18 protein-coding genes are annotated in these 12,851 nt (G+C 39.2%); 9 read left to right on the forward strand and 9 right to left on the reverse strand.

The genetic code is table 11. The features are described 5' to 3' along the window. Positions 1-4 precede the first annotated feature (4 nt). A complete protein-coding gene (locus ACSVDJ_RS04875) occupies positions 5-790 on the forward strand; it encodes an enoyl-CoA hydratase (RefSeq protein ID WP_439169696.1) in 786 nt (261 codons plus the stop codon). A gap of 72 nt (positions 791-862) precedes the next feature. Here the strand turns inward: ACSVDJ_RS04875 and ACSVDJ_RS04880 are convergent, their stop codons facing one another. The 3 genes from ACSVDJ_RS04880 to ACSVDJ_RS04890 form a co-directional block, all read right to left on the reverse strand. Beyond that, positions 863-1,336, reverse strand: coding sequence for a GNAT family N-acetyltransferase (locus tag ACSVDJ_RS04880; protein ID WP_439169766.1), 474 nt, complete (start codon positions 1,334-1,336; stop codon positions 863-865). A gap of 99 nt (positions 1,337-1,435) precedes the next feature. After that, positions 1,436-1,591 (reverse strand): hypothetical protein, encoded by a 156-nt coding sequence (locus ACSVDJ_RS04885; RefSeq protein WP_439169695.1) that lies wholly within the window; start codon positions 1,589-1,591, stop codon positions 1,436-1,438. 71 nt (positions 1,592-1,662) lie between these two features. Continuing rightward, entirely contained in the window at positions 1,663-1,848 is a 186-nt protein-coding gene (locus ACSVDJ_RS04890; protein WP_095479900.1) for a YhzD family protein, read from the reverse strand. Between the two features lie 119 nt (positions 1,849-1,967). Here ACSVDJ_RS04890 and ACSVDJ_RS04895 point away from each other — a divergent pair, with 119 nt between their 5' ends. The 5 genes from ACSVDJ_RS04895 to ACSVDJ_RS04915 all read left to right on the forward strand — a co-directional run bounded on the left by ACSVDJ_RS04895 (position 1,968) and on the right by ACSVDJ_RS04915 (position 6,666). Continuing rightward, the gene (locus ACSVDJ_RS04895) at positions 1,968-2,864 is read left to right on the forward strand and encodes an ABC transporter ATP-binding protein (protein WP_439169693.1); all 897 of its coding nucleotides are present in this window, start codon (positions 1,968-1,970) and stop codon (positions 2,862-2,864) included. Then, a complete protein-coding gene (locus ACSVDJ_RS04900; protein ID WP_439169692.1) occupies positions 2,857-4,104 on the forward strand; it encodes an ABC transporter permease in 1,248 nt (415 codons plus the stop codon). The genes ACSVDJ_RS04895 and ACSVDJ_RS04900 overlap by 8 nt, the downstream gene beginning before the upstream one ends. Positions 4,105-4,219: 115 nt before the next feature. After that, on the forward strand, positions 4,220-5,419 hold the full coding sequence (locus tag ACSVDJ_RS04905) for an MFS transporter (protein WP_439169691.1): 1,200 nt from the start codon (positions 4,220-4,222) through the stop codon (positions 5,417-5,419). A 49-nt stretch (positions 5,420-5,468) separates the two neighbouring features. Further along, positions 5,469-6,413, forward strand: coding sequence for a 3'-5' exoribonuclease YhaM (gene yhaM / locus ACSVDJ_RS04910; protein ID WP_439169690.1), 945 nt, complete (start codon positions 5,469-5,471; stop codon positions 6,411-6,413). A gap of 79 nt (positions 6,414-6,492) precedes the next feature. Continuing rightward, positions 6,493-6,666, forward strand: coding sequence for a sporulation YhaL family protein (locus ACSVDJ_RS04915; RefSeq protein WP_439169689.1), 174 nt, complete (start codon positions 6,493-6,495; stop codon positions 6,664-6,666). A gap of 48 nt (positions 6,667-6,714) precedes the next feature. Here the strand turns inward: ACSVDJ_RS04915 and ACSVDJ_RS04920 are convergent, their stop codons facing one another. The 5 genes from ACSVDJ_RS04920 to ACSVDJ_RS04940 form a co-directional block, all read right to left on the reverse strand. Next, positions 6,715-7,623: a peptidylprolyl isomerase gene (locus ACSVDJ_RS04920; protein WP_439169688.1), complete on the reverse strand. Its 909-nt coding sequence runs from the start codon at positions 7,621-7,623 to the stop codon at positions 6,715-6,717. A gap of 154 nt (positions 7,624-7,777) precedes the next feature. Then, positions 7,778-7,957, reverse strand: a complete 180-nt coding sequence (locus ACSVDJ_RS04925; protein WP_094836735.1) for a hypothetical protein — start codon at positions 7,955-7,957, stop codon at positions 7,778-7,780. Positions 7,958-8,082: 125 nt separating this feature from the next. Further along, entirely contained in the window at positions 8,083-8,619 is a 537-nt protein-coding gene (locus ACSVDJ_RS04930) for a DUF3267 domain-containing protein (protein ID WP_439169687.1), read from the reverse strand. A gap of 183 nt (positions 8,620-8,802) precedes the next feature. After that, positions 8,803-9,369 carry an HTH-type transcriptional regulator Hpr gene (locus ACSVDJ_RS04935; protein WP_439169765.1) on the reverse strand — a complete coding sequence of 189 codons (567 nt, stop codon included), beginning with the start codon at positions 9,367-9,369 and terminating at the stop codon, positions 8,803-8,805. Between the two features lie 133 nt (positions 9,370-9,502). Continuing rightward, on the reverse strand, positions 9,503-9,880 hold the full coding sequence (locus ACSVDJ_RS04940) for a YtxH domain-containing protein (RefSeq protein WP_439169685.1): 378 nt from the start codon (positions 9,878-9,880) through the stop codon (positions 9,503-9,505). Positions 9,881-10,059: 179 nt separating this feature from the next. On the opposite strand from ACSVDJ_RS04940, the gene yhzF reads away from it, so the two are divergent. Then, positions 10,060-10,257, forward strand: coding sequence for a membrane protein YhzF (gene yhzF / locus ACSVDJ_RS04945; protein ID WP_439169684.1), 198 nt, complete (start codon positions 10,060-10,062; stop codon positions 10,255-10,257). A gap of 54 nt (positions 10,258-10,311) precedes the next feature. Here the strand turns inward: yhzF and ACSVDJ_RS04950 are convergent, their stop codons facing one another. Then, positions 10,312-10,731 (reverse strand): HIT family protein, encoded by a 420-nt coding sequence (locus tag ACSVDJ_RS04950; protein ID WP_439169683.1) that lies wholly within the window; start codon positions 10,729-10,731, stop codon positions 10,312-10,314. Positions 10,732-10,879: 148 nt separating this feature from the next. On the opposite strand from ACSVDJ_RS04950, the gene ACSVDJ_RS04955 reads away from it, so the two are divergent. Beyond that, positions 10,880-11,614, forward strand: coding sequence for an ABC transporter ATP-binding protein (locus ACSVDJ_RS04955; RefSeq protein WP_439169682.1), 735 nt, complete (start codon positions 10,880-10,882; stop codon positions 11,612-11,614). Beyond that, the gene (locus ACSVDJ_RS04960; RefSeq protein WP_439169681.1) at positions 11,611-12,837 is read left to right on the forward strand and encodes an ABC transporter permease; all 1,227 of its coding nucleotides are present in this window, start codon (positions 11,611-11,613) and stop codon (positions 12,835-12,837) included. Before ACSVDJ_RS04955 ends, ACSVDJ_RS04960 begins: the two co-directional genes overlap by 4 nt. Positions 12,838-12,851: the final 14 nt, after the last annotated feature.

Raw genomic sequence — 12,851 nt, forward strand, 5'->3', positions numbered from 1 at the left:
TAACATGAGTAAATTTGAAACGGTGAAATGTGATGTCGACGGGGGAGTGGCACGGATTATTTTGAACCGTCCACAGTCAATGAATGCGTTAAATGTAGAAATGATGGAGGAATTGCTTACTTGTTTACAACAAGTAAGTAGCGACGATCACGTCAAGGTGGTCGTATTATCAGGTGAGGGGCATGGGTTTTCTTCAGGGGGAGATATTAAACAAATGCTCACGGGTTTAGATAACGAACAGCTTTTCTCAGTCATGGATGTTATTTCTGATTTGGTCACAACGTTATACAAAATGCCAAAAGTAACGATTGCAGCGATTCACGGAGCCGCAGCAGGATTAGGGTTGAGTTTAGCACTTGCTGCTGATTATGTCATTTGTGGTGAGCAAGCAAAGGTTGCAATGAATTTCATCGGAATTGGATTGATTCCTGATGGAGCCGGTCATTTTATGATGGAAAGACGAGTAGGAGAAGTGAAGGCGAAGCAGCTCATTTGGGAAGGGAAAGTGATGAGCGGATTAGAAGCGGAAGCAATTGGACTGGTCGATCAAACAGCGGAAGAAAGCCAGTTGGTCGAAAAAGTGGAGCGGTTAATACATTATATTAAACAAAAGCCGCTCAAAGCGATGATTGCGACAAAGACAATATATGTCGAACTGCAAGAAGCTAAACTCATTCAATCATTGCAATTAGAAAAGCAAGCTCAACTTAATATGCGACAAACGAAGGACCACCAAGAAGGCATTCAAGCATTTATCGAGAAGCGTAAGCCGGTGTTTACAGGGCGTTAGTATGGAATAAAAAGCATCCATTTTGATAGTTGATCAAAATGGATGTTTTTTAGATCAAAAGAGCATTTTCAATTAATCTAACTGTTTGACAAATAATACTCTATCTTGGTTAGGGCCATCGTAGTCAATGTTGACTGAAACACCATCTACTTTTTTGTCTCCCTCTTCAACTTCAAATCCCATCTTAGTGTGATAGCTAATCGACGCTTTGTTAACAGGTGATGTTACACAACGGACAATATGACGATCGTTTTGTTTAACCACTTGAAAAAATTCAGTGTATAAGCGTTTTGCAATATTATGTTTCCTGTGTTTGGGATGAACTCCAACAAAATGAATATAGGCTTCATTAGCATGATTTTGAGATAAAAAACCTATTAGAAAGCCTACAATTTTTCCTTCTTTTTCAGCAATGAAACTTGTATTTGTAAAATGGTTAAAGAAGAGTCTCGGTAGCATATCAGACATGTTTCTGCCACCCCACCATTCGTTGATTAATGGGGCAAGGACTTTATAATCTTCTTCTTTTACTGAACGAATTTTCATTGAAGTCTCCTTAAAAATTTGTCGTCGCTGACCAACGTCTTCCGCTTTAGTCCTCATCTAGCTCCGCCTCCTAGACCCTCGAGTCAAATAACCTGCCGCTTACAAGGCCCGTCGCCTTTTCAGCGTCAGAACATTTGCTTGTCGTGTCTGAACAGTCGGCTCCGCTTTAGCTATTATCCAGCTCCAGGCGCTAGCGACTAGTGGACTTCCACGTTCCTCCTTGCGATAAGTCAACATCGATTCACTATCGTTCATCGTGTTTCCTTTATCTCGATCGGATCATTCCAGTCCATACGTCGCTGACCGAGCGCCTTCCGCTTTAGCTATCACACATGAAATAGTACTAGTTTTCCTAGTGGTGAGGTGCAGCGGTGGGTGTGTTCTTCGTAGGCGTGGCGATGAAGGATTTCTTGTCCCAGTGTTTTGGCTTCTTCGTCGTTTCTAGCTTCAAAGGCTTCGTCTAATAATTTTTCTCCGTTTTTTTCAAAGACTGTTAGTTTGTAAGTTTGCATACTCTTTTCCCCCTTATCGTTGTATATGTTTATTTTACATGAATTTAGAAAATTTTAAAAATAATCTTTGCGGAACTTTTTGGCATTTGATTCGTAGAACATAAAGAGGTGATGAATAGATGCTAGTTTTGGAGCAGGTAACAAAAAAATTCGGAGATTTCACAGCGGTAAATCAACTATCGCTAAACATTCCAGAGAAGGATACTTTCGGTTTTTTAGGAGGAAACGGAGCAGGAAAGACGACTACGTTTCGCATGATTTTAGGGTTGATGCAGCAAACGGATGGTCGTATTACTTGGAAGAATGAAGCGATCAATTACGATACGAGTGCTCATATTGGTTATTTGCCTGAGGAAAGAGGATTGTATCCGAAAATGAAGGTAAAAGAGCAAATTGTCTATTTAGCAAGATTGCGCGGAATGGATAAGAAAAAAGCAGCGAGCGAAACGGATCGCTGGCTAGAAAGGTTCAATGTACCCGATTATGCGAATAAAAAAGTAGAAGAGCTTTCGAAGGGGAACCAGCAAAAAATACAGTTTATTGCGTCCGTTGTTCATCAGCCACAGCTGCTCATTCTTGATGAACCGTTTAGTGGGTTAGACCCGATCAACGTCGAATTACTGAAACAAGCAGTGGTTGAATTAAAAGAAAATGGGACGACGATTGTTTTTTCTAGTCACCGAATGGAGCATGTAGAAGAGCTATGTGAGCATTTATGTATTATGCATCACGGCCGTCCAGTGGTGCATGGGAACTTGAGTGAAATTAAACGTTCATTTGGCAAAAAGAACGTGAAGGTGCATGCGGATTTTGATGTCAGCTTTTTAGCGAATGCTCCAGGTGTGTTGAAATCGACGAAGACGGCTGAAGGAATTATTTTGCAAATTGCCGAGGAAGAGATCTCGCAGCGCATTTTTTCTGAGCTACAAGGAAAAGGTTTCGTGAAGAAATTTGAATTAGAAGAGCCGTCCTTAAATGATATCTTTATTGAAAAGGTAGGTGCTTCGTATGAATAGTTTTTGGTTAATGCTTTCGCAATCATACACAAATAAATTTAAGACGAAAGCTTTTTTATTGACGACGATTATTGTGGCCATTGTCATTATGGCTGGTGCAAACTTTGAAAAGATTGTCGGTGTGTTTGATGAAGAAGATGAAAAGACAAAGCTAGCAGCAGTTGATGAAAGTGGGACGCTGTTGCAGCCGTTAAAGCAACAGTTGACCGCGCAAAATAGTGATATTCAGTTAATTGAAGCGAGTAAGAAAACGGAAGCGCAGTTAACAAAAGCAGTAGAAAATGAAAAGTATGAAGGGTATATCCTGTTAAAAAGAAATGAACAAGGCCTACCTACAGCTACATATAAAGCATTAAGTGTCGCCAATAGCACATTAGTGAATGAGGTTAGCCAAGCTTTGCAAATGATTAAAGGGCAAGAAATGGCGAGTCAATTAAAGCTATCGCCAGAAGAAATGGCTCTTTGGAACGCTCCAATCGATGTCGAAAAAGTGGCGCTAGCGAAAGAAGCGAAATCAGAGGAAGAGATGATGCAAGCTCAGGCGCTTGTGTATATTTTATTGTTCTTTATTTATTTATCAGTCATTGTTTATGCGAATATGATTGCTTCTGAAGTAGCGATTGAAAAGTCTTCAAGAGTGATGGAAATTTTGATTTCAAGCGTGTCACCAGTGAAGCAAATGTTTGCCAAAATCATCGGCATTGGCCTGCTTGGGATGACGCAAATGGCCGTTTGGTTCGGAGTGGCTTATTATGCGTTCTCTAGTCAATCAGACGATTCAGTCGTCAGTCTATTAGGATTAACAACCGTTTCCGCTCCGTTACTCATCTATGCGATCGTCTTTTTCATTCTTGGCTACTTTTTATATGCGACGATTGCTGCTTTATTAGGCTCGCTCGTCAGTAGATTAGAAGACGTCCAGCAAATGATGATGCCATTGACATTTGCGGTGATGATCGGTTTCTTTTTATCGATGTATGGACTTGGAAATCCAGAATCTTCGTTCATTACTATTACTTCGTATATCCCGTTCTTTACACCGATGATTATGTTTGTTCGTGTAGGTATGCTAAATATTCCAATGTGGGAGGTCGCAACGGGGATTGGTGTTTTACTCGTCTCGATTATTCTATTAGCTATAATTGGCGCAAGAATTTATCGCGGTGGCGTGTTAATATACGGAAAATCTAGCTCGTTGAAAGATATTAAAAAAGCGATTCAATTATCGAAACATCAATAATGAGAGAGAGGCCTGATAAAAAGGCCTCTTTTCTGTTTTTTCTAGCAATAACTACTCGCACCTGAAGTAATAATTGGTTAAAATAACAATACTGCTACAAGTGGGAGAGGAATGTATGATGAAAAAAAACAAAGGCCCATTATTATTGCTTAGCTTTAATTTATTTATCATTATGGTGGGAATCGGTCTTGTTATTCCGATTTTGCCATTTTATGTGGAGGAGTTTGGGGCAGGAGCAAGAACGCTAGGAGCTTTAATTGCGGTGTATTCTTTTATGCAGTTTCTGTTCGCGCCGGTATGGGGGAAGCTGTCTGATAAAATTGGACGGAAGCCGTTAATCACAGCTGGTTTGCTTGGCTTTGCAGCGGCTGAGTTTATGTTTGCCTTTGCTACTAGCATCGGGATGTTGTTTATTGCCCGAGTGTTAGCAGGAGTGTTTGGTTCAGCCTTAATGCCAACAGCGATGGCTTACGTATCTGATGTCACGACGTCTGAAGATCGTGGAAAAGGGATGGGGATTTTAGGAGCATCGATGGGACTTGGGATTGTCATTGGCCCTGGTATTGGTGGATGGCTCGCTGAATATGATTTATCATATCCGTTTATTTTCGCTGGAATTGCGGCCACTATCGCGGCGATTGTGTCCGTGTTAATTTTACCGGAATCGTATTCTAAAAAACAACGGGAGCAGGATGCACAGAAAAAAGCAAATGAACCGGCGGTCAATCAATGGGAACAATTTAAACAGACGATGTTGAGCCCTGCTGGATTTCTGTTATTGCTTGTGTTCTTATTAAGCTTCGGTCTTGCCAATTTTCAATCAATATTTAGTTATTATTCATGGGAGCGTTACAATTATGGCCCCAAAGATGTCGGTCTTATTATGCTCATTATCGGTTTGCTCGGCACCGTTGTTCAAGGGTATGGTGTTGGGAAAATCACAAAGAGGTTTGGAGATCGTAACACCGTACTCGGTTCGTTAATGTTGAGTGCGATCGGTTTTATGATTATGACACTTGCGACTAATTTTGTTGGTGTGTTAATAACAACCGGCTTGTTTTTCATTGGAAATTCGTTACTTCGCCCATCGGTCAACACCTTGCTTTCTAAATATGCCGGTTCGGAACAAGGCTATATTATGGGGTTGAATAATTCATTTATGAGCCTTGGAAACGTCGTGGGCCCGCTCGTTGCGGGTATGCTATTCGAATGGAATATTCATTCCCCTTATTTATTTGGCGGAGCTGTGATGTTAGTTGGCTTTCTATTGACTTATCGCTTTGCTATGAAGCACAAAGTACAAGAAGCAAAGTAGCCTTTTATGTTATCATTTAATTATCGAGTTGAAGGAGGGAGAAGTAGGCATGTCTCAAGGAATTACACATTATGAAGCAGGACAAAGTGTCGATTGCTATTTGTTAATTAAGTCTGTGACAAGAAGTATTGCGGTTAACGGCAATCCTTATTTAACGCTGATTTTACAAGATAAAAGTGGAGAGATTGAAGCGAAACTGTGGGATGCAAAAGAGGAGACAGAAAAATTATATCAGCCTCAAACGATTGTGAAAGTAACGGGTGAAATTCAAAATTATCGTGGGCGAATGCAATTGAAAATTCGCCAAATCCGCCCAGCAAATCCACAGGATGGTGTGCAGGTGAGTGAATTTATTGAAACGGCTCCAATGACGCAAACGGAAATGACGGATATCATCACTCAGTTTATTTTTGAAATGAAGAATCCGCATATTCAGCGAATTACCCGTTTTTTATTGAAAAAACATCATACGGAATTTCTCGAATATCCAGCGGCGACAAAAAATCACCATGAATTTGTTTCGGGGCTTGCTTTTCATGTCGTTTCGATGTTAAAGCTAGCGAAATCAATCGCAGACCTGTATCCATCGCTTGATCGGGATTTATTGTATGCAGGTGTGATTTTGCATGATTTAGGGAAAGTGATGGAGCTTTCTGGTCCGGTCTCTACGACATACACAGTCGAAGGGAATTTGCTCGGGCATATTACCATCATGGTCAATGAAATTGGCAAGGCAGCAGACGAGCTTGGCATTGATGGGGAAGAGGCGATGATTTTAAAGCATATTGTCCTTTCTCACCATGGAAAAGCGGAATGGGGAAGTCCGAAGCCACCAATGGTGAAGGAAGCAGAAATTCTTCATTATATTGATAATTTAGATGCGAAAATGAATATGCTAGATCGTGTGCTAGATCGGACGAAGCCAGGAGAGTTTTCTGAGCGAGTATTTGCTTTAGATAATCGTTCCTTCTATAAACCGAATTTTTCTTCTTAACATGTCCTTAACGGGCATGTTTTTTTCATTCTAGAATATATATAGTAACGAATGCGAGTCCAAGGAAGGGGAGAAGGTCATGACATTTCCATTATGGATGTATGTCGTAGTAGCAGGGATTTTTTTCAGCGCATTTATGACAGTGAAGACATCAAAGGCTGAAAGAAAGGCCGAGATGGATTATATTGAACAGGAAGGGCAAGTGTATATTCAAAGGATGGAAAAAGAGAGAGACTTGAAAATGAAAAATTAACGATAAAAGAGATGGTCCCACTCTCGGATGGAACCATCTCTTTTTCAATTATTTTGCTTCTTTCTTTTCTTCTTCTTTCGGTCCGCCTTCAGCAGGAGCAGATTCGCTCTTGAATGCATCTTTTAAGTCAGCATCTTTGACTTCGACATCGGCTTCTTTTATTTCTTTATCTAGTTTTTCTTGTAATTTCGCAGGGTCTACTTTAGAAGCTTTCAGTTCATCTGTTAATTGTGCCTTCATATCTTCAAATGATTTCTTCTCTTTTTTGTCGGTAATTTTGATGATATGGTAGCCGAACTCTGATTTCACTGGCTCACTAATTTCGTCGACTTCTAATTTAGTTAGCGCTTCAGTAAATTCAGGAACGAATTGCTGGCGACCTTGATTATCGACCAAGCCTAAATTCCCACCGTTTGCGGCAGAACCGTCCATCGAGTGTTCTTCAGCTAATTCCTCGAATTTTGCTCCTTTATCAAGCTGCGCCTTAATTTCTTTCGCTTTCTTTTCATCTTCTACTAAAATATGGCTAACTTCGATTGGGGCTTCCCACTTGTCGTAGTATTCTTTTAATTCTTTATCAGACACTTTAATATCTGCCGTTGCGGCTTTTTTGCGCAATAGCTCTGATTTGATCATCTCTTTAAAGCCTTTTTCATCTATACTATATTGAGTTAGGAACATCTCATATTGATCTCCTAATTGCTCTTTTACTTTCTTTAATTCCTTATCTAATTCTTTATCGGATACAGAATATTTTTCGGAAAGAACTTTTTCATATACAAGATTTTGAAGAGTTTGTTCCATTTGCTGTTTGCTGTTTTGTTTCATTGCATTGTAAAGTTCGTCTTTCGTCACGTCTCCTGCTTTTGTTGTAGCGACAACGTCATCACTTGCGCCACATCCAGCTAGGCCGACTGCACCTGCCGCTAAAGAAATAGATAATAACCATTTTTTCATTCTCATTAACAACTCCCTGATAAATTAGCCGGTTTTTGTTAAGCAGCGGCTTCTGCAATTTCATTCTAGCACATACTATAACATACTTTTATAAAGTAGCCAAAAATTTGCACATATAAACGAAAACGAGCCGGGGTTAGATACACGGCTCGTTTTATGTATAAAGAATTTCTACATAAGAGGAAATTAATAAAATCGTAATGTAAATATTTATTGTACGGAAGATCTTTGGATGCTTCTCTTCCGGAATCTCCTTTTGAGTACAAAGAATGCTCGTTAATCGGTTGATGTTAAACAGGATGAGTGCAGAAAATATCACGAATACAACAATAATAGTGATCAAATGGTTTCCCTCCTCGTTTGATTATATGTAAATAACATATCAAAAAGCGCTCCAAAAAGATAGAAAAACAGTTAGGAAGAAGGGATTTTCCTTCTTCGCTAAACGATTTGCTCGATCTATTGAGGAATTAAAATCTCATACCCGCGGTCGTGCTCTTCGATGACGGCTGATTTCGGTGAGGTTACTAACGCCTTTAAATAAATAAAATCCATCACACAAATTCCTGTATGAAAAGCAGAAAGCATCGTGAAATAATGCAAATAATGTGGGAAGAGAACACCGCTTAAAAGCAACACAGGGTTGATGATGCAAAAAGGGAATATCAAACTAAGCATAAACCTCTTCTTTGGCACAGGCTTCTTAATTGTGATGAAAATAACGGGAAGACAGCCTAATTTCAAATTATATTTAAACGTCATATGCGGAAAATAATGCAAAATAGGTAGCATATGAACAAGTTTATGGAGCGGATAAATGGCCAGTAATAGGATCACAAACAACCCAAAATATGAAGAGTATAACGTTTCAGCATACAACGACTGCATGAGCGCAAAACTGAAACTAAAAAACATCATCATTAGAATTAACGAAAAAATGATGATTTTATTGAAGCCGTAGCGTCTTTCAAAATCAAATGTACACCAACACTTCATAACAATCGCCCCTCCAATTTACGAAAAGATGATAGGATTATTCCACTAATTTACGATGATTGCAGGGAAAAAGCAATATTTGTTTTTATAAAAATAGAAGTGAATATGTGAAGAAATGAACAAAGTCGGGCAGAATGGAGCACGGAAGGTCTTTCTTCCGTACTATAGATCGGTTAGGAGTGGTTATCTTGGCTGAATGGAAGCTTTGATGAGCTTCCCGTCTTCTTCTAAAAAATCTTTGTCGATATTATGGATTGATTTCTCAAAAATATCCATAAAATCTTCACCATAAATATTTTTGACGATCGTCATAAGTTCTACTAAATCAGGAAATTGACCAAAAAGCTCTCGTAATGGGGCTGTTCCTGCAAATACAGAATTATGATGAGGGTCATAGCTCTCCATCAAATCGAGCAAGACGTGTTCCCCACTTGGTGTAATTTCGATATACGTATTGCGTTTGTCGTTTTCTTTCTTAGAAAAGTTCAAATAACCTCTCTCTTCTAACTTTTTTGAAAAATTAAAAGCGGTGGAGACGTGCATCACGCCAAATTTAGCGACATCTGAAATCGAAGCTCCTTTTAAATGATAAGCAATCCATAAAATATGATGCTCGTTAATATTTAAATCGTACGGTTTAATCCATTGCTGCCAATCCTTTTCGACGGCCTTCCATAAGGCTTTGCTTAATTGTGCCATTCGCTGACTAAATATAAGCGCTTCTTTCATAGAATATTGATGATTAGACATATCTGCACCTTCTTTTTCTAAATTATTCACTCCCAATAGACAAAAATATGAATATAGTTAATATTATTATGCCAATAAAATAAAAAATAATAAAGATATAAATTTACTAAATTTTCGAAAAAAACAAGGAATCTTATTTAGATTCCTTGTTTTTAGGTAGTTGATTTTGTAATTCAGTTAATTCTTCTACTGTTGATTGGATCTCTCCTAGCTCTTCTTGAAGCCTTTGAATTGAGGGTTGTGTACTTTCCTGCCATAAAGATACACTCGTTTTTAAGCCGCTCGTTACGTCAGCAAATGTCTCCTTGCCAACTTCCGTGAGTGTTTTCACTGAGGATTTGACTTCATGTAAATCCTTGCTGATACTATTGACCGAACATTTTGCACTATGTAGTGAAGTTTTTATTTTTTCTTGTGCTTCTTTACCAGATAACGGCGTGTTCCATAAAGTAGCCATAACTCCAGCTGCTGCGCCGGTGAGTACTCCGAGTAATAATGCTTTTTTATCCATATGTTTTCACCTCATTTCTTTCAATTCTCGATAAACGGTCAAATTCCTGCATTTCCGTTTGTAAACAGGTTCATTGTCGCTCTTTGTATGCATAGTATGTAAGAAACGTCATCCTTTATTGTAATTGTTACGATCAATGGAAAGCAATGATTAAGGAAAGAAGTAGAGGAGTGACACGGATGGAAGTCGTCATTTTTGCATGCTATGCGATTAGTTTTATTCTTTTAATGAGCATGGTCAACTACGTTCGCGAAATTTACAGACCAGGAATATCTATGTCTAAGCATGTAGCGAAACAAAGAATTAAAATCTTCGGGATTGCAGGAGGCGTTTTGTTAGTATTAGCTATTTTACTTACCTATATGTGGAATGGATAAGTAAAGCAGATGAACAAAGGGTCAGCCCTCTCGGAGTCTGACCCTTAACCAGTTTTAAATATGCTGAGCAATGTCTTGAGCGATTTGTTGAAATTCCTCTTTCGAATATTCGCCGCTATGGTCTTGAAAAATCGGATGAAATCCATCTTCTTTGCCGTAACGTGGCAGTAAATGAATGTGAGAGTGGAACACGGTTTGGCCGGCTACTGCACCGTTATTGTTTAAAATATTTAACCCTTCGACTTGAAATTCCTTTTTGATCGCTTGGGCAAGTTTCGGCACCACTTCAAAGAGACGAGCTGCTTGATCAGACGTCAATTCAAAGACATTTTCCTTATGCTCTTTCGGGATAATAAGAGTGTGGCCCTTTGTGACTTGACTAATGTCTAAAAACGCATACACATGCTCATCTTCATATACTTTGGCAGAAGGAATGTCTCCATTAATAATTTTACAAAAAATGCAGTCGCTCATTTTTTTCATCCTTTCTAGTTATGTAATTGTCAAAATTTTAACACATAACTAAGATTTAATAAATAGACAAGCTATGAGACAATCGGTGAGTTTTATGAAAGAATTTGCTAAAATAGGAGTAATCAAATGATGAGAAGGGACGTTTTCTATGTCTTTATTAAAAGTAGAGGATCTGGTCGGTGGATATACACGTAAGCCAGTGTTGAAAAATATTTCTTTTTCGATTGAAAAAAAGAGTATTGTAGGATTAATCGGTTTAAATGGAGCGGGAAAAAGTACGACGATTAAACATATTATTGGGCTGATGGAACCGAAAGAAGGAAGCGTATGGATCAATGGTCATACGTTGAAAGATGGCCCGGAAAAGTACCGCCAACAGTTTTCTTACATTCCGGAAACACCGATTTTATATGAAGAGTTAACGTTAGAGGAGCATATGAAGCTAACAGCGATGGCTTACGGGTTGAGCGAAGCGGAGTATGAACAGCGAATCGGTCCTTTATTAAAGGAATTTCGTTTGCAACAGAAAATGAATTGGTTCCCGGCTCATTTCTCTAAAGGGATGAAGCAAAAGGTGATGATTATGAGTGCTTTTTTAACGGAGCCTTCTCTTTATATTATTGATGAACCCTTTGTTGGACTCGACCCGCTCGGTATTCAATCGTTGCTGGAGTGGATGAATAAAATGCGTGATAACGGAGCGGGCATTTTAATGTCTACGCATATTTTGGCAACGGCTGAAAAATATTGTGATTCGTTCATTATTTTGCATAATGGCGAGATTCGTGCACAAGGAACGATTGCGGAGCTGCGGGAGCAATTCCAGTTACCGGACGCTTCTTTAGATGATATTTATATTCAACTGACAAAGGAAGAAGAATGATGAAAAACATTGAGCAATTATGGAAAAGTAGGCTCGATTCTTATTATGGCGAACTGCGCAAATATTTGCGTTATGTGCTAAACGACCATCTGTTATTTGTGGCTGTATTTGGGCTTGGTGCACTACTTTATTATTATAGTGGCTGGGTGAAAACGCTTGATGACAACTTCCCGGCACCGCTCGTTATGGCTGTTACACTGGGCGCGCTCCTAGCTTGGAGCCCGGTTTACACCTTTTTAATGCGGGCAGATACCGTTTTTCTATTACCGCTTGAAGAAAAGATGAACAGTTATTTTCAAAAAGCCATTCGGACAAGCTTTTTTTCACAAATTTATTTATTGATTGCAGGGATGGCTTTCTTGATGCCGATGTACGCTCAAGTAAAGGGGGAGTCTGCTCAATCCTTTTTTCTTTGCTTACTCGTGCTATTAGGCTTGAAAATATGGAATTTACATATTCGTTGGTATGTGCTCAAACAGCAAGAGCGAGAAGGTCATTGGAGTGATTTAGCGATCCGTTTTATTCTGAATGGCGTCTTGCTTTATTTCTTATTTTCTAGCTCGAACTTCCTTTTTGTTGCGGCGGTAGCTGTCATTATGATCGGTTACTTCCTATATTTTAAGAAAGCAGCCGAGCGATTGACATTAAAGTGGGAGACACTTGTGGACTTAGAAGAGAAGAGAATGGCTGCTTTTTATCGCTTTGCTAATTTATTTACCGATGTTCCTCATTTGAAAGGAACAGTTAAACGACGTCAATGGCTTGATCCGCTGTTAGGGAAATTGCCGTTTAGTCAAACATCGACGTATGCCTTTTTGTTCCGCCGTACGTTCGTCCGAATGAGCGAATATTTTGGGCTATATGTCCGTTTGACGGTGATTGCCGCACTCGTGATCGGCTTTAGTGATCAAGCGATATTGCAGCTGATCATTGCATTGTTATTCATTTATTTAACAGGTTTTCAACTGTTGCCGATGATTCGGCGTCATGAAATGAAAATATGGGTCTCTCTTTATCCGGTTCCAACATCTGAAAAAAGAAAGGCGTTGTTGCAGCTTTTAGGCGGTTTACTTATGAAGCAAGCCATTATTTTCGGAGGGATAACGACGATTAGTCAAACACTTGCTCAAGGAGGTCTGGTTTTAATAGCGGGTCTACTTTTTGCAGTGGTTTTCACAAAACTGTATGCGCCATCTCGATTGAAGAAGATGGAGGAGCTATAAAAAATGGCGGCACC

It is taken from the genome of Bacillus sp. Hm123 (assembly GCF_051842975.2).
Taxonomy (GTDB): Bacteria; Bacillota; Bacilli; order Bacillales; family Domibacillaceae; genus Bacillus_CE.